Origin of the sequence: Acidiphilium acidophilum (assembly GCF_033842475.1) — a bacterium.
Classification (GTDB): Bacteria; Pseudomonadota; Alphaproteobacteria; order Acetobacterales; family Acetobacteraceae; genus Acidiphilium; species Acidiphilium acidophilum.
Window position 1 is genome coordinate 3,594,844 of sequence record NZ_JAWXYB010000018.1, and the last position, 23,257, is coordinate 3,618,100.

Sequence of the window (23,257 nt, forward strand, 5' to 3'; positions counted from 1 at the left end):
CCCGCATAGCCTACATGAGCGTATGATCAATCAGATCTTGCCCCAATCACAACGCTTCGGATCCAATGGATAATACCCGTTCAAGCCGTTCAGGGAATCCGACAACTTGAAAGTCAGCCGGACGCCGCCGCACGAATGCTGCGCCAGATGCTGTGCGCCGTACACGGAAATGCGGGCAGTTCGGCGCCCACCATCGCCAGCGCATCGGCGAACGCATTCGCGGCCGCGGCCAGCGCGCCGGTGGTACCGGCCTCGCCCAAGCCTTTGACGCCAAGCGGATTGTTGGGCGACGCGGTCGGGCGGTCTTCCGTGACGAAATTAGGCACATCGGCGGCGCGCGGCATGGTGTAGTCCATGAAGCTGCCGGTCAGAATCTGGCCGGTTTCGTCATACTGCATCGCCTCGCCGAACACCTCGCCCAATCCCTGTACGATGCCGCCATGGATCTGACCTTCCGCAACGATCGGGTTGAGCACCACGCCTGAATCGTCGATCGCGAAATAGCTCACCAGCACAGCCAGCCCCGTCTGCGGGTCGATCTCGACCTCCGCGACATGGCAGCCCGAGGGAAAGCTGGACGATACCGGCACCGCGCCGACCACATCGAGGGGGGCATCGGTGGAGGCAATCGCCTCGGCCAGCGTCAGCACAACGCTGCCGTCCGACCGGCAGATCGCGCCTTCAGCCATGACCAACTCCGCGGGCGGCGCATTGGCCCGCAGCCCGGCAGCGGCCAGGAGGTGCCGGCGTAGCTGATCGCCCGCGTCGGCGATCGCACTACCAGCACTCAGCGTCGATCTCGAGCCGATCGAGCCGCCGCCGTTCAGCGTCGAATGCGCCGGGCTCGCTGCGAGTTCGATATCGGCGGGGTCCATCCCGAGCCGCTCCGCGAGAATGAACGCATAAGTCTCGGCCTGGCTCTGACCGCTGCCGCCGGTTACGGTTTCGATCCGCGCGATCGCCCGGCCACCGGTTACGCCTAGAACAACCCGCGCCTCATCGCGCGTCGCGGCACCGCCGCCGGCGATTTCGGTGAACAATGCCACACCACGCCCCCGCAAGCGGCCACGCGCCTGTGCCTCTTTGCGCCTTGCGGCGAATCCGTCCCAGGCGGAGGCCCGATGCACCGCATCGATCAGGGCCGAGTAATCCGCGCTGTCGTAGGTCGATCCGAGGACGGTGCGATAGGGGAACGCGGCGCGCGGAATCGCATTCAGGCGACGCAGTTCGAGTTGGTCCGCCCCCAGCGCGGTGGCAGCGCGATCGACCAGCCGTTCAATCAGCAACGCCACATCCGGCCGTCCGGCGCCGCGATACGGCCCGATCGGGCCGGTATTGGTGAAATACTGGCGGAAATTCAGGGCAATCGCCGGAATGCCGTAGGTGCCGCCGCCGCTCATCAGCGGGTTGTGCACGTTCACGAAGGCCCCGACCGTGGTGATATACGCGCCAAGATCGGTCTCATACGTGATTTCGAGCCCGGTGAATCGCCCCGCTCCATCGAGCGCCAGCCGCCCGGCGAGTCGCGTACTGCGACCGTAATAATCGGTCATAAACGCCTCGCTCCGGCTTGCGACCCAGCGCACTGCTCGGCCGGTACGGCGCGCGGCGAGCAGCAGCGCGGCATGTTCGGGATAGGCCGGGCTGCGGGCGCCGAACCCGCCACCGACATCGGGCAGCTCGATGCTGATCCGGGCCTCGGGCACATTCAGCACCGCGGCCAGATCGGCCCGGATTTCGTTGATGCCCTGATGCGGCGTGATCAAATGATAAATCCCCGCCGCCTCGTCGTAGCGGGCGATGATGCCGCGTAGCTCCATCGTCGTAGGGGCCAGCCGCGGCAGGCCGAACGCCGTCGCCACCACGCTGGCCGCAGCGTCGAACGCGGCCCGCACCGCCGCGGCATCGCCGGCCTGATGCGCGAAAGCGAGGTTTCCCGGCGCTGGCGGATGGATTGCCGGGGCATCCGCCTTGCCTGCCGCATCGATGCCGATCACGGCGGGCAGGTCACGATAGGTCACCGCAATCGCCTCGCTCGCATCGAGTGCTGCGCTCTCGCTGGTCGCAACGACGCATGCTACCGCCTCGCCGACATGGCGCACCCGCTCGTGGGCCAGCACCGGTCGGAACGGCACGATCAGCGGGTGCGGCCCGTCGGCCCCGTAGCGCATCAGGCCACGAAAATTGCCGAAGCCGGCTTCCGCGCAATCCGCCCCGGTCAGCACGGCGATCACGCCGGGCATCGCAAGTGCGGTGCCGATATCGATCGAAACGATCTCGGCATGGGCGTGCGGTGAGCGCAGGAAGGTGGCGCTCAGCGCATCCGGCACCGCGATATCGGCGGTGTAGCGCCCCGCTCCGGTCACCCAGCGGGTGCGGTCGCGTTCGGATTGGGTCGTGCGGTGGTTCAGCATCGATCGATCCATGTCAGGCAATCGCCTCCAGCCGGCGCTGCCTCGTTTCGACACCCAACACGAGCACCGCCACGATCAGCGCGAGCAGCAGCCCGATCATCATGGCCAGCACGCCCTTCACACCATAATCGGCGAACAGACGGATCACCATGAACGGCGTGATGATGGTCGCACCGCGCCCGAACATGTTACAAATTCCGGCCGTGCGCAGCCGGATTTCGGTCGGGAACAATTCGGGAATGTAGATCGCAAACAGCATGGCGACGAGGATATAGATCGGAATGGTCAGAGCGAAACCGATCACCGGCAGAAACGCCGGATCGCGCACGAACGGATAGATCGCGCCGAACACAATGGCGAGGCCGGATGCCACGACGATGCACGGCTTGCGCCCCCAGCGATCCGCCCCGAACGCGCCGATCGCCGAGCCGATCGGCGCGCCCAGCGCCATCAGCACGGCATAGCCGAAACTCTGCGCCACACTCAGCCCCTGCTTGACCATGAAGGTCGGCAGCCAGGTGATAAACCCGTAGATCAGCGTGTTGATCACGATCAGCGCGATGCACCCAAGCACCAGGCGGGCGAGCAACGGCGGTGCGAACAGCGCGGAAAACGGTTGCAGCGGCACCGCGATGCCGGGTGCCGGCGGCGGCAGCGGCGCGCCGTTGGATACGTCCGCCTCGATCCGGCTGAGCAGTGCTTCAGCCTCCGCATCCCGCCCGACGGTTTGCAGCCAGCGCGGTGATTCCGGCAGCACCTTGCGCGCCTGCCACACGAACAGCGCGCCGATTCCGCCAAGAATGAACATGATCCACCACCCGAAATGTGGCACCAGCGCATAACCCAGCAGGGCCGAAACCGGCAGGCCGGTCACCACGATCACCGCCATCATGCCGAGCCAGCGGCCGCGCGCCGCCGGCGGGATGAACTCGGTGAGGGTCGAATACCCCACCACGTTCTCCGCCCCGAGGCCGAACCCCATCACGAAGCGGAGCGCGATCAGCACGCCCATGCCCGGCGCGAAGGCGGCGGCGAGCGAGGCGAGGCCGAAAATCGCCAGATTGGCCTGATAGGTAAAGCGCCGGCCGAACCGATCGCCGAGAAACCCGGTGACCACCGAGCCCAGCATCATCCCCACGAAAGTCGCTGACACGAACAGCGCCGCCTGCGGCAAGGTTGCGAACCCGCTGCGGATCGTCGCACCCAGCACGGTCGCTGCGATATAGATGTCGAACCCGTCGAAGAACATGCCGATGCCGATCAGCAGCATGACCCGGCGGTGAAACGCGCCGATCGGCAGCCGATCGAGCCGCGCCCCAGCCGAAGCACCCATGATCGCCTTGTCTTGCGATATCACCTGATCCATTGTCGTTCTCTCCCGCTTCTCGATTTTTTATTGATTGATGGTGGTGTCATCGTTCAGTCGATCACGGCGGCCCGCCGCAGTGCCGAGAGCACCCGCGTCTCGGCGGCATCGATATGCGCGCGTAACAGCCGTGCCGCGGTGCGCGCATCACCCCGCACCACTGCATCCGCGATGACACGATGTTCGCCGATCAGCAGAGCCGGCCGCCGCCCCTCGATCTGAGCGAGGCTGACCCGGACCAGCCGATCCGATTGCTCGATGATCTCGATGCAGGAGGCCCCCAGCCGGCGGTTCGGCGCCAGCGAGGCCAACGTGCAATGGAACCGCCGGTTGTCATCAATGAAATCCGCCGCCTCATCGCCCGCCGCGACCGCGAGCAGGCGCGTGCGCGCCGCATCGTCGGCCGTGCGCGCCACCAGCCGCGCCGCCTCGGGTTCCAGCACACGGCGCAGGCCGAACATATCGGCGGCATCGCGCAGCGAAATCGGCGCGACCCGGCAGTACTGGCGCGGCACGATCACCACGAGACCCTCGGCCTCCAGCCGCAGCAGCGCCTCACGCAACGGCGAGCGGCCAACGCTGTAGCGCGCCGCAATCTCGGGCTCGCGCAGTTCGGTGCCGGGCATCAGGCGACAGGCGATAATGTCATCCTTCAGCGCGGCATACACGCTCGTTCGCATCAACATCCGGAACCCCCGGTTCCGTTTGTGATATATCACGATGAAAAAAACAAGCAGGATTCAAAGCCTGTAACTGATAAAATTTATCGGCTAGCATCAGCACTGATATATCGTGACAGCTCAGGGAGAGACGATGACAGACCATGTTTCCACGCGGCAACGGATCGGCGTGCACCGCACCGGCGCCGGCCGGCCGATCATTTTCCTGCACTCATTGCTGGCTGATGGCTCAAGCTGGGCCGGCATCACGCCCCTGCTCGCGATCCGTGCCGAAACCATCGTGCTTGACCTGCCGGGCTTCGCCGGCCTACCGCCGATCGAGGGTGGCGTCGCCCCGATCGCCGCGGCACTGGCCGAAACCATCGCCGCGCTGGCACTGCCCGCCGCGCCGCTCGTCGTCGGCAATGGCTTTGGCAGCTTCCTCGCCCTGCGCCTCGCGCTCGATCATCCGTCCCGCGTCGGCGCCATGGTCCTGATCGGCGCCGGGCTGCGCTTCTCCGATCCGGGCCGGGCCGCATTTCGCAGCATGCGCGAGGCCGCTGCGGCCAAAGGCCTGCCCGCCATCGCCGATACCGCCATGGCCCGCCTGTTCGGCGCCGCCTTCCGCGCCGATCACCCCGACCTGATCGAACAACGGCGGGCGGCCTTCCTGCACACCGACCCGGCCCAGTTCGCCGCCGCCTGCGCCGCACTGGAAACCCTCGACCTGACCAACGACATCGCCCGCATCACCGCCCGAACCCGCATCCTGGTCGGCGCGGAAGACCACGCCACCCCGCCCGCCATGGCGGAAGCCCTGGCGGCCGCACTGCCCGGCGCCACGCTCGACATTCTCCCCGGGCTTGCCCACGTGCCACAACTCCAGGACCCGCCGCTGATCGCCGACCTGATCGAAAGGATGACCTGACCCGATGAACCTCAACCTCGACGGCAAATGCGTCCTGATCACCGGTGGCTCCAAAGGCATCGGCCTCGCCTGCGCCGCCGCCTTCGCGCACGAAGGTGCCCGCGTCGCGATCTGCTCGCGCAGCCAGGCCAATCTCGACGCCGCCCTGCACACCGTCCCATCCGCTATCGGCTTTGCCGCCGACCTGATCGACGCGGATGCGGCCGCCACAATGGTCGCCCAGGTCGAAGCCCGCCTCGGCCCGATCGATATCCTGGTCAACAGCGCCGGCGCCGCAAAACGCACCCCGCCCGATGACCTCACACCCGCCCATTGGCGCGCGGCGATGGACGCGAAATACTTCAGCTACATCAACGTGATCGATCCCGTGGTTAAACTGATGGCGGCACGCGGCCGCGGCGTGATTATCAACGTCATCGGCGCCGGCGGCAAACTCGCCTCGCCGGTCCACCTCGCCGGCGGTGCCGCCAACGCCGCCCTCATGCTCGCGACCGCCGGCCTTGCAACCGCCTATGCCCCACGCCGCCTGCGCGTCATCGGCATCAACCCCGGCCTGACCGAAACCGACCGCGTCAACGAAGGCCTCGCATCCGAGGCACGCCTCGCCGGCATCACCATCGATGAAGCCCGCACCCGCGGAATCGCCCGCATCCCGCTCGGCCGCATGGCAACCCCCGAAGATATCGCAAACGCCGTTACATTCCTCGCCTCCGATCGCGCCAGCTATATCACCGGCGTCAACATCTCAATGGATGGCGCGAGCTATCCGATAGTCATCTGACGGTGAGATGGTTGGTTGGGCCGCCGACATTTGCCATACGAGCCACTTTTACCCGTCCGCCGTCTGCCTGCCGAAAAGCCAGTCAAGTTGACAGTGCCGAGCCCAATACTGCAGCCCGAATAACGCCATAGGTCCCGGATGAAGCGCGCTCACCTCAAACCGCTCTTGCGGCATGTCACCTTCCGTCAGCTTCAGATATTCGCGGCGGTCGTTCGCAATGGAAGTTACACCCGGGCGGCAGAGGAACTGTATCTCGCGCAACCGACGATCTCGATTCAGATGAAAAAACTGGCGGACGTCGTCGGCTTGCCTCTGTTTGAGCAAAACGGCCGGGACATTCGCGCGACCGATGCCGGCCAGGATCTTCTCGCAGCCTGCCAGGAGTTGTTCCTGATATTCGACGATCTTGATACCAGGATCGCCGATCGCAAAGGCATTCGCCGTGGCCGGTTGCGCCTCGGGGTCGTCACCACAGCCAAATATATTGCCCCCGAACTCCTCGCGGCTTTCGGCGCGCGATATCCTGGCATCGAATTCAGCATGAACGTGAACAATCGCGACGAAATCATCACGCGCCTTCGAAACAACCAAGACGATCTTTACGTGATGGGTCAGATCCCCGACAACGATGTCGATGTTGAGGCGTTTCCGTTCGCTGACAATCCCCTCACGATCATGGTCAACCGCGGTCATCCGCTGGCCCGGACACCATCGCCCGTTCCCCTCGCGGCCATCGCTGAGGCGCCGTTCCTCATTCGAGAATTCGGCTCCGGTACGCGTCATGCTTATCTCAACTTGTTTGCCGAAAAAGGCCTCAAACCGAATATCGTCATGGAACTGGGCAGTAACGAAGCCATCAAGCACGCGATCGTCAGTGGTTTGGGAGTTTCCATCCTGTCGATTCACTGTCTGGCCCTCGAAGGAACCAGCGGACCGATCCAGATACTCCATGCCGAAGGTCTGCCCATTCTGCGTAAATGGTATCTCGTGTACCCTCGCGGCCGGCGCCTTTCCCTGACGGCGCAGAAATTTCTTGAGTTCTCCGCCACCCAGCAGGATTTCATCGCCAGGCGGCTGATCGATCTGTGGCCGGACCTGTCGCGCTATCTTTGAGGATATACCGACCACATCGGTGAATCCGGATGCTGGCGGTTCTCACCGCATGTCGTATATGTATTTATGATCATAAATCGAAAATATCATAATTTCCAATTGGAATAAATAAGATCCCGCCGTTACAGACGGTTCAATCAATCGATCTGTGGGGGACGTGATGAGTGTGATGGCTTCGATGGACTGGCTCTCCGGCGGCTGGTTGGCAGTCATGCCTGCGGGGTTGCTGTTGGCCGCGCTGCCGCGGGCGGCAGCCACCCGACACGCGGCGATGACAACCCGCAACCGGGTCCGCTCGGCTTCGGTCGTCGCCTTTGCGGCGGCGCTCGCCGCCGACCTATGTTTTCTGCTCGGTTTCAGGGCCAGTCTGAATCCGGTAGCCATTCCGGTGCCGGGTCTCGGCTTTCCGCTGCCTTTTTCCATTATTGTGAACGGGATGACGCTGGCACTGGCCACGCTGGTATCTTTTGTGATCGTTATGATTACGCAATACAGCGTGCAGTATCTCGATGGCGATCCGCAGCAGGCGCGCTTTGCCCGTCTGCTCGCGTTCACGGGTGGGTTTTTCCTGCTGGTGGTCATTGCCGGCAACATTGGTCTGTTCACACTCGGCATCATCGCAACCGGCTTCAGCCTGCATCGTTTGTTGATGTTCTACAGCTATCGACCGAAGGCGATTATGGCGGCACACAAGAAATCTATTTTTAGCCGCGCCGCCGATCTATGTCTGATATCGGCCACGATTCTGATCGGACACACCACCGGCAGCCTGCAGTTCGCCAAAGTCGCGCAGTTCGTGGCCAAGCCGGGTGGCCTGCCGGTCTCGCTGCAAATCGCGGCGTGGCTGATCGTGCTCACGGTCGTCCTGAAAAGTGCGCATTTTCCTTTTCATGGCTGGCTGATCCAGGTCATGGAGGCCCCGACGCCGGTATCGGCTCTGATGCACGCCGGCGTGGTTTATAGCGGCGCGATCATCGCTCTTCGTACAAGCCCGCTTCTGGTGCGCGACCCTGCTCCGTTACTCACGCTCGGTGTGGTGGGGCTGATGACGGTGATCATCGCGTCTCTGGTCATGACCACCCAGACGGCGATCAAATCCATGCTCGCCTGGTCCACCGTGGCGCAGCTGGGGTTCATGTCTCTTGAACTGGGGCTCGGCCTGTTTGCCCTCGCACTCCTGCATCTGGTTGGGCACTCGTTGTACAAGGCCCACGCCTTTCTGTCCTCAGGGAGTATCACGGATCAACTTCGGCAGGTTCCGGCGGGGGAAAAGAAGAGTCCTAGTCTGTCGTCCTGGGGGGCCGCGGTCGCCGTCGGGGTAGTCATCTCCGCCGGGGGCGCATGGCTCTTTGGCGGAAATCCGGGTCGCGATCCCGCCTGGATCGCACTCGTTATCATCTTCGCGATGGCAATCTCCCAGATCATGGTCAAAGGATTCCAGTTCGATACCCTGGCCGACAGGCTCATGTCCGTGGTCGTGGCGGGAGTCATGGGCGTGGTCTATCTGCTGGTGCACAGCCTTTTTGTCTGGGCGTTTGCGCAGGATGTGGCGGTCCGCACCGGATCGGGCACGGGACCCAACCTCGAACTCGTGTGCCTGACGGCGGTGAGTTTTCTGCTCCTGAGCTGGATCCAGGGGCCGGGACGGTCGCAATTGCCCCGCTCGGTGCAGTTTGCGATATTCACTCATCTTTATAACGGCCTTTATGTGGATTACTGGGTCGAGCAGTTTTCGCACCGCTTCTGGTCGGAGAAAGTCGGTATCGAGCTTCCACTCAAGAACCTGGCCCTCGAGTCAATGGAGGCGATGGCGCGGAATCAGGACATCCTCGCAAACGGTGGAGCTGCACAATGAGCGATATCGTCACAAAATCGAGCGAGTCCGTATTCGACCGGGTGGTCCGTCGTATCGCCCCGGTCTGGCCCCTCGATGGTTTTGTTGCCGTCAACCCCTATTGGGGCTTCGTGGACCAAGCGTTTCCCGAAGCGGCGGCACAGCTACAGTCCTCCGTGGGCGAGCGGATGATCATGGATCGGCGCTGGTATGCGGATCAGATCCGGAACGGCAGACCCGTTATGCCTGACATTCTGAAGGCCGCCGAGAGTCTCGGCCTTGGCGCCGATGAGGAGGAATGGCGCGATTATCTGCGCGAGATTCCAGAGCCCGCCATGCGGCTGCCGACCTTGTCGGAGCTGATGGATCGGCGGGGTCACGCGTCCATCTCCCAGTATGTGCTGGAGCAGATCAGTCGCTTCCTCGCCGCCTATTACGACCGCGGACAATCCTTGTGGCAGCTGCCACGAAACGAGGGAGAGGGCCTCTTCGCCACTTGGCGGCACTACACGCTATCGGATCGCAGCCTGTCGCCGATGGGGCTCAAGGCGATTCGCCCGATCCTGCTGGAATTACCGGTCGATGCCACTGCCGCCCGACTCTGGGCGCAGCAGCATTTGCGCCTTCCCAAAGCCGCGGAAGAGGACTATTTTCTGGTTCTACTGAAGTCGATTGGCGGTTGGGCCAGCTGGTGCCGCTATCTGCTCTGGCAAGCCGAATTGCAGGGTAAGGGCAACGAAGATCTCGCCGACCTGCTGGCTATCCGTCTGGTGTGGGAAGCGCTCCTGCGCCAGACTGCCCGGCGTCGAACGCTGGAGCGCTGGCAATTGCAGCTCCAGGACTGGACGCTGACCGACAAGAGCGCCAGCCTCGAAGACGCAAGGCGCGGTGAGGTCTTACTCCGGGCCTCCGAAATCGCCTTCCGTCGTCAGGTGGTCGCGAACATCAGGCAGCGTCGATTGTCCGGCAGAAAGAGCGCCGCATGCTCCCCCCGTGTTCAAGCGATCTTCTGCATCGACGTTCGTTCTGAAATCTATCGACGGCATCTGGAAAGTGCGATGCCCAGCCTCGAGACCATCGGTTTTGGCGGATTCTTCGGCCTCATGATGGATTACCGCCGGCAAGGCGATCGGGCGTACCGGCCACAGCTGCCGGTGTTCCTGGGCCCCAAAGTTCATGTGGAGGAGCATGGCCCCGAAACGGTTATACAGCGGCGTGTGCGGCGCCTGCGCCGGAGTACGGAATGGAAGCAGTTCAAGCTCTCGGCCGCTTCCTGCTTCTCCTTCGTGGAGGCGGCCGGATTGTCCTATGTCGGGCGTCTGCTCGCCGATACACTGGGCTGGCACCGTCCATCCGTGCCGCCAGATGAAGCCGGATTCACCGCGGCGGATCGGTTAAAACTCAGCTATGCGCTGCCCGACTCCCTCAGCATTGACGACCGGTTGGACATAGCTGAATTTTCTCTCAAGGGGTTCGGTCTCAACCAAGGTGGGGTGGCACCCATCGTGCTACTCGTCGGCCACGGTAGCTCGACCACCAACAATCCTCATCGTACCGGGTTGGATTGTGGCGCGTGCGCCGGCCAGACCGGGGAGGTGAACGCGAGAGTCGCCGCCAATCTTCTGAACGACACTCGGGTGCGAGAGGGGCTGATCGACCGGGGATGGGATCTGGATGACCGGACTTGTTTCCTCCCAGCGCTCCATGACACGACGACGGATCGCGTTGAAATTCTGGCCGGCCTCGATGATCCGCGATTGGATGCCCGGAGTCTGGCCGAGCTCAACCAGGCCTTGGAGCAAGCAACCAATCTCACCCGCCTCGAGCGCATCGCGCGTCTGAAACCCGATCTGACCGACCCCGATGCGATCGCACGGGATATGATATTCCGGGGGAGAGACTGGTCTCAGCTGCGCCCGGAATGGGCGCTGGCGGGCAATGCGGCTTTCATCGCCGCGCCGCGCTGGCGAACCCGCGAGATGAACCTCGCCGGTCGGGCGTTCCTCCACGATTACGACGCCGCCAAAGATCCGGGGTTCGGTCTCCTCACTGTGATCATGACTGCCCCGCTCATGGTCGCCAACTGGATCGCCCTTCAATACTATGGCTCGACGGTCGACAATCAGCGTCAAGGCTGCGGTAACAAAGTTCTGCATAACGTGGTCGGCGGGACCATTGGTGTTCTAGAGGGCAATGGCGGTGATCTGCGCATCGGCTTGTCGGAACAATCACTGCGCGACAGCAATGGCGGATTACAGCACGAACCGCTGCGCCTGTCGGCTTTTATCGAAGCGCCTGCGCAGGCTATTGATCGCATTATCGCTGATCACGAAATCCTGCGTCGCCTCGTGGATAACCGCTGGTTGAATATCCTCCGGATTTCAGAGGACGGAGCCGTCCAGGAACGGCAAGCGGCCGATCGGTGGGTTTGGATTTGAGCGTAAAACAAGCTCTATTAAATGATCGGTCCATATCCCGAGGTTATCGCTTCGGTCTGCAAATGATCGTGCCGATCCGGCGTGACCGGCCGGCACCGTCCGATAAATGGCATCTCGACGAAGTGGTTATCACGATCCGGGGCGAGCCGTTATAATGGCGTTCGCGCACTGTTCGACAATCCCTGGCTACATCTCTTCTCTCTTGATGAGGCTGGCAGGTTGGCTTGGCGCTATGCTGACGATCTGCAATGGACTGCGATGAGCGTCGCCGCCGATTTGGCAGCTCCTTTGAAGATGGAGATCTAACCTTTGAATCTCGCCAGCTCTCACCTTTCGTGGTTAGAATCGGAGTCAATCCATATCTTGCGCGAAGCGTTCGCCGAAGCCCAGAACCCGGTCATGCTCTTTTCAGCGGGAAAGGACTCGACCGTAATGGCGCACTTGGCGTTGCGGGCCTTCTATCCGGCTCCACCGCCATTCCCGTTGCTCCACATAGACTCGACCTGGGAGTTTAAGTCGCTTATCGAGTTCCGTGACAGTTTCGCGGCTAAGCATGGCTTCACGCTCATCGCCTATGCGAACGAAGAAGGTCGAGCAGCGGCTATTAATCCCTTTGATCATGGAAATCGCTACACTCTGGTCATGCGTACGGAGCCCCTCAAGACCGCTCTCAACGCCGGTCGCTATGACATTATATTCGGCGGTGCTCGCCGTGACGAGGAAAAGTCTCGCGCCAAAGAGCGTATTGTGTCGGTGCGCGGCGCTGGGCATGCATGGGATCCCCGCCAGCAACGGCCGGAACTCTGGCAGCTCTACAACACCCGCTTGGGCAAGAACCAAACCGCGCGAGTCTTTCCGCTGTCCAACTGGACGGAGGCGGATATCTGGGCCTACGCATTGCTCCATAAGATCGACCTTGCGCCCCTCTATTTCGCCGCGCCCAGGCCTGTCGTGCGAAGGGCGGGATCCTTTATCGTGGTCGATGACGAGAGCCGTATGCGGTTCGAGCCCGGCGACGAAATTCAATCCAGGTCCGTACGATTCCGAACGCTCGGCTGCTGGCCAGTCACTGGCGCGGTTGAGTCCGACGCAGCCGACCTAGCTGCCGTGGTCAATGAAACCCTGCGGGCTTCATCGTCCGAGCGTCACGGCCGGATCAGCGATGGGGAGGATGGCGGTTCGCTTGAACAAAAGAAGCGCAACGGCTACTTTTAAACATGAGAGTCGTCAACCGAAGCTAGCGGCATTTATGCATGTCTCCGCCCATTGATCGAAAACTTCGCCCAAAACCTCGCTCAACACCCGGTCTTCAACGAAACCTTCGGTACGATATAGGAATGAGATGATTCTTGAGGAACTGCCCTTGTTGTTCCTACCAAACCGGGCGAGAGAGGATATTGAGGAGACGGCGCATGATCGAAACAATCCACCATCTCGCAACCAGCCATACTGGCCCCGCCACCATTGGTGCTCCTAGCCAACCCTGGCTCGACGGCCCCGGCCTCGCCGCCTTGGTACGCGCGACGATCGCTAGGCTGAACTCCCACGGCATCGGTCGTGGCGACCGCGTCGCGATCGTGCTGCCGAACGGGCCGACGGCCGCTACCGCCTTCATCGTTGTCGCCGCCATGGCCGCCGCCGCGCCGCTCAACCCTGCATATACGGACGCGGAGTTCGAGTTCTACCTCACCGATCTCCGCCCGCGAGCCGTCGTCGTGGCCGCAAACGTCACGTCGCCTGTTCGCGCTGTTGCCACCCGGCTCGCCATCCCATTGATCGAGCTTACCGAAACGGTTATGTCCGGCGTTTTCGCGCTCGATTGCACCGCCTTGATGCAAACCCCGTCAGCCCGTCCCGGCCCTGCAGAACCGGACGACGAGGCTCTGGTCCTCCACACCTCCGGCACCACCGCGCGGCCGAAAATCGTGCCGCTGACCGGCCGCAACCTCACCGCATCCGCCCATCACATCGCCACCAGCCTCGCCCTCACCGCCGATGATACCTGCCTGAACGTGATGCCGCTGTTCCACATCCACGGCCTGGTCGCCGCAACGCTCGCCTCCCTTGCCGCCGGCGCACGCGTCTGCTGCACCCCCGGCTTCAACGCGTTCCGCTTCGCGACCTGGCTGCACGAAGTGCAACCAAGCTGGTACACCGCCGTCCCGACCATGCACCAGGCCATCCTGATGCGCGTGCGCGGCGAGGCCGAGGCCATGCGCGCCGCACGCCTCCGCTTCATCCGCTCCTCCTCCGCCTCGCTGCCGCCGCAGGTCATGGCCGAACTGGAAGACGTGTTCGCCGCCCCGGTGATCGAGGCCTACGGCATGACCGAGGCCTCCCACCAGATGGCCGCGAACCCGCTGCCGCCACGTCCCCGCAAGCCCGGCTCGGTCGGCCTGCCCGCCGGCCCCGAAATCGCCATCATGGACGACGCCGGCGCCCTGCTCGATCAAGGTGCCACCGGTGAAGTCGTCATCCGTGGCCCCAACGTCACCCTGGGCTACGCCGGCAACCCCGAAGCTACGGCGCGTGCCTTCACCAACGGCTGGTTCCGCACCGGCGATGAAGGCCGGCTCGATGCCGATGGCTATCTGCACCTCACCGGCCGGCTCAAGGAAATGATCAACCGCGGCGGCGAAAAAATCAGCCCGCTCGAAATCGACGTCGCCCTCCTCGATCATCCGGGCGTCGCCGAAGCCTGCACCTTCGCCGTGCCCCACGCCAAACTCGGCGAGGAGGTCGCCGTCATCGTGGTGCCGCGCCCCGGCACCACCCTCACCGCGCAGGACGTCCGCGATTTCGCCGCCGCCCGCCTCGCACCGTTCAAAGTGCCCCGCCAGATCCTGATCATGGATGCCATCCCCAAAGGCGCCACCGGCAAGGTCCAGCGCATCGGCCTCGCCCAGCGCCTCGGGTTCGTCGCCGCATGAGCCGTATCTGCGTCTTCGGCGCGGGTGCCATCGGCGGCCTGGTCGCAGCAAGATTGCAGGCCGCCGGCACCGATGTCTCGATCGTTGCGCGCGGCCCCCATCGCGCCGCCATCGAGGCGAACGGCCTGATCCTCCTCTCCGGCGGCGAACGCATCGTCACCCGCCCCCGCGTCGCCGACGCGGCCGACCTCGGCCCGCAGGACTACGTGCTGATCACGCTGAAAGCCCAGGGCATCGAACCCGCCCTGCCGCAACTCCGCCCCCTGATCGGCCCTGCCACCACCATCATCGCCGCCATCAACGGCATGCCCTGGTGGTACACCCACGGCCTGCCCGCCCCCTTCACCGATCGCCGGATTACCGCGGTCGATCCCACCGGTGCCGTCACCCAGGCGCTGCCGCCCGGCCAGACCCTCGGCTGCGTGGTCTACCCCGCCGCCGAAATCCTCGAACCCGGCGTGATCAACCACACCTACGGCGACCGCTTCGTGCTCGGCGAACCCGATGGCACGCGCACCGACCGCGCCGAGACCATCAGCCGCGCCCTGATTGCCGCCGGGCTGAAAGCACCGCTCCGACCGCGCATCCGCGACGATATCTGGGTCAAGCTATGGGGCAACATGGCCTTCAACCCGATCAGCGCGCTCACCGGTGCCACGCTCGACCGCATCACCGCCGACCCCGGCACCAGCGCCGTCGCCCGCGCCATGATGGCCGAAGGCCAGGCCATCGCCGAAGCGCTCGGTGCCCGCTTCAGCATCGATCTCGACAAGCGAATCGCTGGCGCCGCCGAAGTTGGAGCCCATAAAACCTCGATGCTGCAAGACCTCGAACGCGGTCGGCCGATCGAAATCGAAGCCCTGCTCGGCGCCGTCGTCGAACTCGCCAGCTGGGTCGAAATCCCCGTACCCATCAGCACAACCATCCTCGCGCTCACCCGACAGAGAGCGCAGATGTTGACGAGCCACCTATAGTGTGAGCGCCCGGCACAATGGCCGCAATCGCACTGGCCGTGATGGGACCGATGCCGGGAATCGCGCCAGCCGCTGGCTCTGCTCGTTGTCGCGATGCGACGTATTGCCTCATCCGGAAATGTTCCCGAGAGGCTGATTGTCGCCTCATCGAAAAGTGCCCTTCGCCTCGCATATCCAGGGCTGATGTTCAATTGAACGTAATCAGCAAAAGACACAGCTCGCCTTCGACGGCACCAATGCCCTCTTCTCGTGCGTGGCCCGCGGTCAAGCCCCGCAGCCGCGCAGCGGGGCGCCGAAGGCGCCGGGCTTGACGGCGGGTCACGCACGAGAGACCCTGTGAATTGCCGTCAGTCGTGACTTCACGGCCCCAATCCTTCCAATCAGACGCATGTCATCGCGCCCCGTTATTGGCTTCCTCAGCGATATCGCCGTGCGACATTTGGTGGAGCGGCTTTTCTCCAAATACCAGACGGCGCGCGGCATCCCGCCGCCAGTCTTTCAAACGACGCTGCAACGTTCGCAGAAGGCGATCCGGAAAAACGCTAGGCTGTTCGCCTTGCAATCGATCCAATATCTCGTGCGCCGTCCGCCACGGTTCAGCCTCGAACCATCCTCGGAGTCTATCGGCCACCGCAACAAACGGATCAGGACGCCGTCGCAGTCGCTTCGCCTTTGGCTTCGGTTTGGTCGTCGGCCGGATTTCACCGTCCTGCCAAGCGACCTGCAGACCAGATAAGAATTGGTCCAGCGATACATCTGGTTCCACCTCGATCGCCGTGACAGTCATGTCGGCGATATCCACGAGATGCTGCTGCGCCTTCCTGATGTCGCTGAGAAGGCGGACTGGATCAAGTTGACCATACTGATCCACGACTGCACACTTGATCTCCTCCGAGACCCGCTTGTCCGCCAACAGCCGCTGATAGGCTCACTCATCCCCTCATTACGTAGCCGGCATGGAATTGCCGAATATGCCGCTGCTGCGCAGCATTTCCGTGAACCGCCGCATCAGGGGCAGTAGCCGGTGCTTCGGCATGTTCGGGATCAATTCATAGAGCATGCACCCCTGACGGAACAACGAGTGTGAGCGGGTCTTCGAAGTGTTGGACTTGAGCTGTCGATCCATTCCCAGGCTCTCGCCTGCCGTCCCGAGCATGGTCAGCAGCGCCATCGCAAACGCGCTGATGAGCAGCAGCCGATCGCGCCGCTCTGGTTCGGCGATGCGGATCTCAGCCATCCCCATCCCAAAACGCAAATCCTTGACGTCCCTGAAGCTGGGTTCGATCGTCCAGCGCCGGGAATATTGCTTGATCAATGTCCCTGCAGACGCCACGGCGTCACTGCTCGCCAGGCACCACGGCTCCTTCATGTCACGCGCATGTACGCACACCACGGCACCGACCTGATAGGCGTGCGAGGCGGTGACGCGCGCACCACGCAGTTTGCGCGCCCGGCCCGATTTGCCGACCCAGTCCGCCGCGGTTCGCGTCTCGCCTGCGGCATCGGTGACATGGATGTTGCCGCGGAAGCGAATGATATAGGCAAAGCCAAGCTCCGTAAGATACGCGAACAGCTTGTGGTCACCGAAGCCGCGGTCGGCCAGGATGGTCACGCGGCAGCCGGGCGGGACAACCTCCGACAGGCGGCGCAGGCAAGTATCCTCGATGGCGTTGCGCTGATCTTTCAATTCCTCTTTCCACATCGACAGCCACAACAGAGGCATCGCCCGGCCATGCTTGCTCACCAGGTTGAGCGCCAACGTTGCCTGATCGTCGCCGTCGAAATCCGTCCAGTCCATGGCAACGACGATGTCGGTCTGCGAACCCACCAGATGCGGTACCCAACGGGCGAAGCTTTCCCAGACGTCGATACTCTCGTTACTGAGCATGCGATCAACCTGCTTGATCGCGTGCTTGGTCACCAGCCCGCGCGCCTGTGCCAACGCCTGACCGATCATCGCGACGGCGAGCGACGCGCCGGTCATCACGCCCAGTGTCGCAGCAGACAGGGAGTCAACGCGTTTGGCGTGGAGATCGTGGGCATACAACTCGTCAATGAATGCGCGGATGTCCTTCAACCGCCCACCATCACGCTTTTTCGATGCTGCAATTCCCATGATCCACCCTCATCCATGCATTCCAACGCTTGGTAGAGAATCGCAGCGAATCGGCGCAATACCTGGACCTATGGAAAATGGGGGGATTCCTGAGGCTGATAGGGTGTTGCCGGCGCGTGATAGCGCTTGCGCACCTTGGCTCCTTCCCGAAATTTCTCCGCCAGTTTGAAAGAAGGTTGAAAGTAGTTCACAAATAAACGTACTGAACGATACAATGTCGCCAACGCGGTCGCCGCTTCAAATCCTTCGTACCGCCGATATCCTACAATACGGCGAACCACCGCTCCATTTTTCTGCTCCACCCACGCCTGATCATTTTTGCGGTATGGCCGACAGCGCGTGAATGCGACCCCATTCGCTAGGCAATAATCACGCACCGTCTCATTCATAAAGACGCTGTCGTTATCAGTATCAAACCCAACTTCGACACTTTGCCCTTCACGCGCGTGAAAAAGTCGCAGAATTCCACGAGTTTTTGAACGGCCATACGAAATGTGGTGCTAAATACGTGAGGTTGGCAGGAATAGATTGATGACTTTTACTTGACTCATGCCGATTCGGCATGGTGCTCTGCCTTATCGCAGGTCAGCAGCCATGTTCGTCCGTGTCAAGAAGATCGGTCAGTACGAGTATCTCTACCTTGTCCAGAACGTCCGCGAGGGTGGTCGCCACGTTCAGAAGGTCATCAGCACGCTTGGTCGGCGCGACGATGTCGAAAACTCTGGCTTGCTCGATGGCCTGATCGCGTCGGCCGCCAGACATTCGCGGCGGTCGATCGTGCTGTCGCGGTTCTACCGGGGCGAATTGGCAGAACTGCGACGACGCAGTATCGGCCCCGATCTGGTGTTCGGCCGACTTTGGCAGGAAACGGGGTGTGCCGGGAGTCTACGCCAGCACCTCGCTGATCGGCATTTCGGCTTTGATGTCGAGCGCGCAGTCTATCTCACCGTCCTGCATCGGCTGATGGTATCGGGATCCGACCGCCGTGCCGCGTCATGGCGGGAAACCATCGAGGTGCCCGGCGCAGACGGGATCACCCTCGATCACGCCTACAAGGCGATGGCCTGGCTCGGTGAGCCGATCGCCCCGGTCACACCGGATGATGCCCGGGAGAGATACCAGGCGGAGGTGATCGAGGAGGCGCTGTACGCACATCGACGAGCGTTGTTCGGCGCGGCGGTCGTCGCATTCTTCGACACCACCTCGCTGTATTTCGAAGGGCGTGGTGGTGCGACACTCGGGCAACGCGGTCACTCGAAGGATTATCGCCCGCAACTCAATCAGGTCGTGCTGGGGATCGTGCTCGACGAGAACGATCGGCCGATCACCTCGTTCCTGTGGCCAGGCAACACGACCGATGTCACCACGCTGATCCCCGTGGTCGAACGGCTGCGATCGCGCTTCGGCATCAACCGCGCCTGCGTCGTCGCGGATCGCGGCATGATCAGCGCGGCGACGATCGCCCAACTCGAGGCGCAGGGTATCGACTACATCCTCGGGGCCCGCGAACGGTCCAGCAAGGAGATCCGCGAGACGGTTCTGAAGGATGACGGGGTCAGCGTGCCGCTGATCATCCCGCGTCAGAAAGGGGTAACCGAATTGGCCGTGAAGGAGGTGAAGATCGCCGGTCGCCGCTACATCGTCTGCCGCAATCCCGAGGAGGCGCGCAAAGATGCTGAAACACGCGCCAAGCTGCTGAGCGCTCTCAGCCGCAAATTATCCCAGGGTGACAAGGCCCTCGTCGGCAACAGCGGGTATCGGCGGTTCCTTGTCGCTCCCGACGGCGCCGGCTTTGCCATCGATCCGGCAAAGGTCGAGGCAGACGCTGCCTTCGACGGGCTGTTCGTGCTGAGAACCAACATGAAGCTCTCGCCGCTCGCGGTGGTCCTGCGTTATCGCCAGCTCCTCTCGGTCGAGCAAAGCTTCCTAGCCAGCAAGACCTTGATGGCTACCCGCCCGGTTTACCACCGCACCGACGCTGCGATCCGCGGGCATATTTTCTGCACGTTTCTCGCCCTCATTCTCCGGCATGAACTGCTTGCGCGTCTCGCGACCCGCAAAGACCCCATGCCAGAATGGCAGCAGATCATCGATGACCTCGCCGATCTCAGCGTCGTCGACGTCGAACAGGACGGTCGTAGAGCCCGGCTTCGAACCGCCCCACGCGCCAGCATCGATCCCGTCTGCCGTGCCGTCGGGTTGAGCCTGCCACCCGTATTCCAGGAGATGACATCATCCAAATCACGTGAACCCGCCACCTGAATTCCTGTGGTGCCTAAAACTCAAAACGGCCTCTATCCCGTTGTAATCCAACTTTATTTTTTTCGTCACTGTGGAAGTTGGGTCAAAACCAAGAAGGGGAAATGGCATTCGGCGACGAACCTCACCAAGAACCTCCGTCAGAATTTGCTGCTCGCGCATCAATAACGGAGCGCATTCCGTCCAACCCGTGGCAATATCGGTCAACGTCAACGTTTGGACAAAGCTGCCCTTTGCCGACGGCCCGCTGTGCGCGACCAGATCCGCTTCCATAAAGCCGGGTACCGGATCCCCCCAATCAGAAAAGGTGCGAACCGGTATGCTCCGGCGAATCGCCGACGACGGGGCTGCGCGACGTCGATGCCGCCCGCCCGCTGCGGCCCTCATCGCGTACAGAGCCCGGTCAATCGTCGCGGCACTCATCTTCAACAAGTTCGCCCGCACCTCCGGTGCCAGACGTAAATGTCCGTGACGTTCCATCGACTCAACGAGGATCGGGATCAACGGCCGCAGACGCTTGCCACAGATCCGGTCGGACGACTCCCAGATCAAAATCAGTGCTTGACGAGCCGCCTCATCATAGACCCGCCGCTCCGGGCGGGGACCAGACCGGCGATCAGGACGGCCGCCACGGAGAACACGCATCGCATGTTTGCGATGAAAACCCGTCACCTCAACAAACTCATCCAAAATCCGCCCTCGTTCCCAGCGGTCGCTCCGAGCATATCGCTCACTGAGCACCGCCACCAACTCGTCCCGCGTCCCCATACTGACCCTCCTCATCGCCAGCCCCCATAAAATACCCAAAATCGGGAGCATTTATGTGAGGCAACAGGTCACGCCTCGGGAGCATTTCAGGCGAGGCAATGCGCCAATCTCGTCATTTGGCCAAATCTCTACGAAAAACAGCGGCGTATCATTCTGTCGTCTGGCATGATCGCGGTTTACGGTCAGGTCCAGCGGGAGGGTGAGGTCGTCCATCTCGTTGCCCATCGCGTGGCCGATATGTCGACCGCTCTCGCGAGCATCGGCGGTCGCGACGCGGTATTTCCGATATCGCGCGGACACGGGGATGGTGCAAAATCCGGTGGAGGCTCCGATCCGCGCGAGACTCTCGGTCGGGCCCCACGGGATATCTTTGTTCCGGATCAGCATATCGATGGGATCAAGGTGAAGACGAGGGATTTCCGGTGAGTGGGCACGGTGTTTGTGCCCAACAATCGGACCGACGGAGGAAACTGGCTACGCCTGCGGCACCTGAACCGACCGGTGTGATTCCTGATAGGATTAGGTGTGACAGCGCTCGACTGTAACGGCACGGTAGGCAAATTCAGCAGCCCGTTAAGGAAACCAGGAGAAAAAGCGACCTTCGCCTGATGGCTTGATCTGGCCGAAGTTCGCCGGGAGGCAACAGTCGGCTTCTGAGGAGCGATCGGGAGAAGCTGACCCTCCTCCCGCACCCCGCCGCCACGACCAGTTTACGCCACCTGTCGGCCATTCAGCCACCAGACTTCGCTTCCGCGCTTTACGGTGCGATCTGCTTGACCGGGCGCACGAGAATCTCCTCAACCAGGACACGCGGATGTTGTGCGAAGGAATAGATGAGTGCCTGCGCCACATCCTCTGCGGTAAGCGCATCGACAGTCGCGCGGCGTTCGCGCATCGCCTCTTCAGAAACGTTGTGGCCCCATTCGGTCCAGACCGCACCCGGCTCGATCACCGAAACGCGGATGCCGTCCGGCCCGAGTTCCTTGCGCAGGGCATCATGGAAGCCGACCACCGCGAACTCGGTGGCGTTGTAGACCGACCATCCCGCAATTCCGTAGCGCCCGCCCACGCTCGATACGGACGAGATCATGGCGCCCGGCCGTCCGCGCAGCAGCGGGATTGCGGCCTAGCTACAATAGAGGACGCCATAGAGGTTGGCGTCGATCTGGGTCTTCCAATCCTCAGGCTTGGAGTCCGCAAACGGACCGTTCACGCCCATCCCAGCATTGTTGAACAGCAGGTCGAGCCCGCCGAACCGCTCGCGTACCGCGTCGAACAATGCGGTCACTTCGCCGGGATCTCCAACATCGCAACCGATGGCTGTGGCGGAGTCGCCCAGTTCCTCGACCAGCGCATCCATGCGCTCTTTGCGGCGTGCAGCGAGTACCACCTTCGCGCCCTCTTCCACCAGAAGGCGGGCAGCAGCCTCGCCGATCCCGCTGGAGGCGCCGGTGATGACCGCCACCTTCCCGGTTAGATCCTGCATCTGCATGTGACTTGAACTCCATTAGAGAAGAATGTCGCGGTCGCGTGACGGGACCGTGGGACGAGGGTGGGCACGCGCTCGGGTGGGTGCGACCACCTCCGACTCGCTAGATGCCAGCCGGCCTGGCTTGGCAGCCGTGATCCGGACAGGGACGGACTTTGCCGTTGGCGTGTTGGCGGCCATTGACCGTGAGCATGTCCCTCGTCCGGTCGCGCAGAGGCATTGGTATAGTGCATGCGCGAGGCGCGCAACCGAACGACGGCGGCAGGTGTTCCCGGACAATCGGTCCTCCTGTCCGGAGATTGCCACCAGCATCTCGGGTGGAACCGATTGATCGGCCCTACTTGGAGCTCAATCTGAACGAACGGCTGCCCCCGAGTGGCGTAACAGAGACTAGGAACGACAGCCATGAAGCGTAAAGCTGTCGCCGAAGTTCGCCGCCAGGTGGGCTCTTTTACGGTGGCACCATAGCAGCATTTTGGTTGGCGGGATAAGCGCATTGTACGCAAGCAATGACGAATTGCTATAAACCAATCTCCACTGCGCACCATTGACGGTTTTCATTAGCTCTTAAGGGTATATTATAGGCCTTAATACGCTCTCAAGGGCATAGTTCTTGCACTTCAACTCAATTTCTTATAAGCTCTCAAGAGCCTATTAAACTGCATAATGTGCCCTTGAGGAAGTATGACCACTCGCAACCCACTTCTGGCGTCTCCGCCCTTTGCCGTGGAGGATTCCCTCGTGCGCCTCGGGCAGCGCCTACGCACGGCTAGGCTCCGCCGTAACCTCACCGTTGCCGGAGTCGGCAAGAAGATCGGCGCGGGCTCGCGCGCCGTTGGCGACGCCGAAAAGGGCAAGCCCTCGACGAGCGTCGCCGTCTATGCCGCGCTGCTTTGGGCGTTCGATTTGATCCAAGATCTAGATGCCGTTGCTGACCCTTCGCACGACGCCGAAGGAATCGCGTTGGCGAAGCATCAAACGCGCATTCGCGCCCGCCAAACAGGCGGACTCGACAATGACTTCTTGAGCAGGATCACGTTGTTTGATGGTCCTCCGGTCGCGAAATCTTATGGACTTCCGGGTTCCACTTCCCGTGTTCTGTAGGGGGGCCGGGAAGCGGGAAGCGGAAGTATGCATTGGTGATGCGGGGCCTGGTTGGCGCGGTGGTTGAGGTTTGCCGTGCCTTAA

At 62.4% G+C, this 23,257-nt stretch carries 16 protein-coding genes and 4 pseudogenes; 11 read left to right on the forward strand and 9 right to left on the reverse strand.

Features of this window, described 5'->3' with window-relative positions; all coding sequences use genetic code 11:
- Positions 1-113 precede the first annotated feature (113 nt).
- The 3 genes from SIL87_RS19750 to SIL87_RS19760 are packed head-to-tail and all read right to left on the reverse strand — an operon-like array spanning position 114 to position 4,460.
- On the reverse strand, positions 114-2,414 hold the full coding sequence (locus tag SIL87_RS19750; RefSeq protein ID WP_319615866.1) for a xanthine dehydrogenase family protein molybdopterin-binding subunit: 2,301 nt from the start codon (positions 2,412-2,414) through the stop codon (positions 114-116).
- Positions 2,415-2,427: 13 nt separating this feature from the next.
- Positions 2,428-3,780: an MFS transporter gene (locus tag SIL87_RS19755; protein WP_319615867.1), complete on the reverse strand. Its 1,353-nt coding sequence runs from the start codon at positions 3,778-3,780 to the stop codon at positions 2,428-2,430.
- A gap of 53 nt (positions 3,781-3,833) precedes the next feature.
- Positions 3,834-4,460 (reverse strand): GntR family transcriptional regulator, encoded by a 627-nt coding sequence (locus SIL87_RS19760; RefSeq protein WP_319615868.1) that lies wholly within the window; start codon positions 4,458-4,460, stop codon positions 3,834-3,836.
- 133 nt (positions 4,461-4,593) lie between these two features.
- Here SIL87_RS19760 and SIL87_RS19765 point away from each other — a divergent pair, with 133 nt between their 5' ends.
- The 9 genes and pseudogenes from SIL87_RS19765 to SIL87_RS19800 all read left to right on the forward strand — a co-directional run bounded on the left by SIL87_RS19765 (position 4,594) and on the right by SIL87_RS19800 (position 15,437).
- On the forward strand, positions 4,594-5,367 hold the full coding sequence (locus SIL87_RS19765; RefSeq protein WP_319615869.1) for an alpha/beta fold hydrolase: 774 nt from the start codon (positions 4,594-4,596) through the stop codon (positions 5,365-5,367).
- A 4-nt stretch (positions 5,368-5,371) separates the two neighbouring features.
- Positions 5,372-6,148: an SDR family oxidoreductase gene (locus SIL87_RS19770; RefSeq protein ID WP_319615870.1), complete on the forward strand. Its 777-nt coding sequence runs from the start codon at positions 5,372-5,374 to the stop codon at positions 6,146-6,148.
- A gap of 138 nt (positions 6,149-6,286) precedes the next feature.
- Positions 6,287-7,261, forward strand: a complete 975-nt coding sequence (locus SIL87_RS19775; RefSeq protein WP_319615871.1) for a LysR family transcriptional regulator — start codon at positions 6,287-6,289, stop codon at positions 7,259-7,261.
- Positions 7,262-7,421: 160 nt separating this feature from the next.
- Positions 7,422-9,116: a proton-conducting transporter transmembrane domain-containing protein gene (locus SIL87_RS19780; protein WP_319615872.1), complete on the forward strand. Its 1,695-nt coding sequence runs from the start codon at positions 7,422-7,424 to the stop codon at positions 9,114-9,116.
- Entirely contained in the window at positions 9,113-11,533 is a 2,421-nt protein-coding gene (locus SIL87_RS19785; RefSeq protein WP_319615873.1) for a YbcC family protein, read from the forward strand. The genes SIL87_RS19780 and SIL87_RS19785 overlap by 4 nt, the downstream gene beginning before the upstream one ends.
- A 47-nt stretch (positions 11,534-11,580) precedes the next feature.
- A pseudogene (locus tag SIL87_RS20205) lies at positions 11,581-11,676 on the forward strand (IS6 family transposase); the annotation flags it as partial.
- Positions 11,677-11,842: 166 nt separating this feature from the next.
- Positions 11,843-12,748, forward strand: coding sequence for a sulfate adenylyltransferase subunit CysD (gene cysD / locus SIL87_RS19790; protein WP_319615874.1), 906 nt, complete (start codon positions 11,843-11,845; stop codon positions 12,746-12,748).
- Positions 12,749-12,945: 197 nt separating this feature from the next.
- Positions 12,946-14,463 carry an acyl--CoA ligase gene (locus SIL87_RS19795; protein WP_319615875.1) on the forward strand — a complete coding sequence of 506 codons (1,518 nt, stop codon included), beginning with the start codon at positions 12,946-12,948 and terminating at the stop codon, positions 14,461-14,463.
- Entirely contained in the window at positions 14,460-15,437 is a 978-nt protein-coding gene (locus SIL87_RS19800) for a 2-dehydropantoate 2-reductase (RefSeq protein ID WP_319615876.1), read from the forward strand. The genes SIL87_RS19795 and SIL87_RS19800 overlap by 4 nt, the downstream gene beginning before the upstream one ends.
- Positions 15,438-15,828: 391 nt before the next feature.
- Here SIL87_RS19800 and SIL87_RS19805 read toward each other — a convergent pair whose 3' ends face one another.
- The 3 genes and pseudogenes from SIL87_RS19805 to SIL87_RS19815 form a co-directional block, all read right to left on the reverse strand.
- Positions 15,829-16,350, reverse strand: a complete 522-nt coding sequence (locus tag SIL87_RS19805; RefSeq protein ID WP_319615877.1) for a hypothetical protein — start codon at positions 16,348-16,350, stop codon at positions 15,829-15,831.
- Positions 16,351-16,380: 30 nt separating this feature from the next.
- The gene (locus tag SIL87_RS19810) at positions 16,381-17,553 is read right to left on the reverse strand and encodes an IS4 family transposase (protein ID WP_319612376.1); all 1,173 of its coding nucleotides are present in this window, start codon (positions 17,551-17,553) and stop codon (positions 16,381-16,383) included.
- Between the two features lie 95 nt (positions 17,554-17,648).
- A pseudogene (locus SIL87_RS19815) lies at positions 17,649-17,975 on the reverse strand (ISNCY family transposase); the annotation flags it as partial.
- A 172-nt stretch (positions 17,976-18,147) separates the two neighbouring features.
- Between SIL87_RS19815 and SIL87_RS19820 the strand changes: the two are divergent.
- Complete coding sequence (locus SIL87_RS19820; protein WP_319615878.1) at positions 18,148-19,815, forward strand: IS1634 family transposase; 1,668 nt, start codon at positions 18,148-18,150, stop codon at positions 19,813-19,815.
- Positions 19,816-19,896: 81 nt separating this feature from the next.
- On the opposite strand, the pseudogene SIL87_RS19825 reads toward SIL87_RS19820, so the two are convergent.
- The 3 genes and pseudogenes from SIL87_RS19825 to SIL87_RS19835 form a co-directional block, all read right to left on the reverse strand.
- Positions 19,897-20,595, reverse strand: a pseudogene (locus SIL87_RS19825) (ISNCY family transposase); the annotation flags it as partial.
- Positions 20,596-20,631: 36 nt separating this feature from the next.
- The gene (locus tag SIL87_RS19830) at positions 20,632-20,967 is read right to left on the reverse strand and encodes a hypothetical protein (protein ID WP_319615879.1); all 336 of its coding nucleotides are present in this window, start codon (positions 20,965-20,967) and stop codon (positions 20,632-20,634) included.
- Between the two features lie 370 nt (positions 20,968-21,337).
- Positions 21,338-22,072 (reverse strand): annotated as a pseudogene (locus SIL87_RS19835) (SDR family oxidoreductase).
- 681 nt (positions 22,073-22,753) lie between these two features.
- Between SIL87_RS19835 and SIL87_RS19840 the strand changes: the two are divergent.
- Positions 22,754-23,173, forward strand: coding sequence for a helix-turn-helix transcriptional regulator (locus tag SIL87_RS19840; RefSeq protein WP_319615880.1), 420 nt, complete (start codon positions 22,754-22,756; stop codon positions 23,171-23,173).
- Positions 23,174-23,257: the final 84 nt, after the last annotated feature.

Bases quoted from the DNA above. Each gene is read 5' to 3' on its own strand.
- SIL87_RS19770 (WP_319615870.1), top strand. From the start codon at position 5,372: ATGAACCTCAACCTCGACGGCAAATGCGTCCTGATCACCGGTGGCTCC.
- SIL87_RS19755 (WP_319615867.1), bottom strand. From the start codon at position 3,780: ATGGATCAGGTGATATCGCAAGACAAGGCGATCATGGGTGCTTCGGCT.
- SIL87_RS19775 (WP_319615871.1), top strand. From the start codon at position 6,287: ATGAAGCGCGCTCACCTCAAACCGCTCTTGCGGCATGTCACCTTCCGT.
- SIL87_RS19830 (WP_319615879.1), bottom strand. From the start codon at position 20,967: ATGCTGATCCGGAACAAAGATATCCCGTGGGGCCCGACCGAGAGTCTC.
- SIL87_RS19785 (WP_319615873.1), top strand. From the start codon at position 9,113: ATGAGCGATATCGTCACAAAATCGAGCGAGTCCGTATTCGACCGGGTG.
- SIL87_RS19765 (WP_319615869.1), top strand. From the start codon at position 4,594: ATGACAGACCATGTTTCCACGCGGCAACGGATCGGCGTGCACCGCACC.
- SIL87_RS19840 (WP_319615880.1), top strand. From the start codon at position 22,754: ATGACCACTCGCAACCCACTTCTGGCGTCTCCGCCCTTTGCCGTGGAG.
- SIL87_RS19760 (WP_319615868.1), bottom strand. From the start codon at position 4,460: ATGCGAACGAGCGTGTATGCCGCGCTGAAGGATGACATTATCGCCTGT.
- SIL87_RS19810 (WP_319612376.1), bottom strand. From the start codon at position 17,553: ATGGGAATTGCAGCATCGAAAAAGCGTGATGGTGGGCGGTTGAAGGAC.
- SIL87_RS19820 (WP_319615878.1), top strand. From the start codon at position 18,148: ATGTTCGTCCGTGTCAAGAAGATCGGTCAGTACGAGTATCTCTACCTT.
- SIL87_RS19800 (WP_319615876.1), top strand. From the start codon at position 14,460: ATGAGCCGTATCTGCGTCTTCGGCGCGGGTGCCATCGGCGGCCTGGTC.
- SIL87_RS19795 (WP_319615875.1), top strand. From the start codon at position 12,946: ATGATCGAAACAATCCACCATCTCGCAACCAGCCATACTGGCCCCGCC.
- SIL87_RS19750 (WP_319615866.1), bottom strand. From the start codon at position 2,414: ATGCTGAACCACCGCACGACCCAATCCGAACGCGACCGCACCCGCTGG.
- SIL87_RS19780 (WP_319615872.1), top strand. From the start codon at position 7,422: ATGAGTGTGATGGCTTCGATGGACTGGCTCTCCGGCGGCTGGTTGGCA.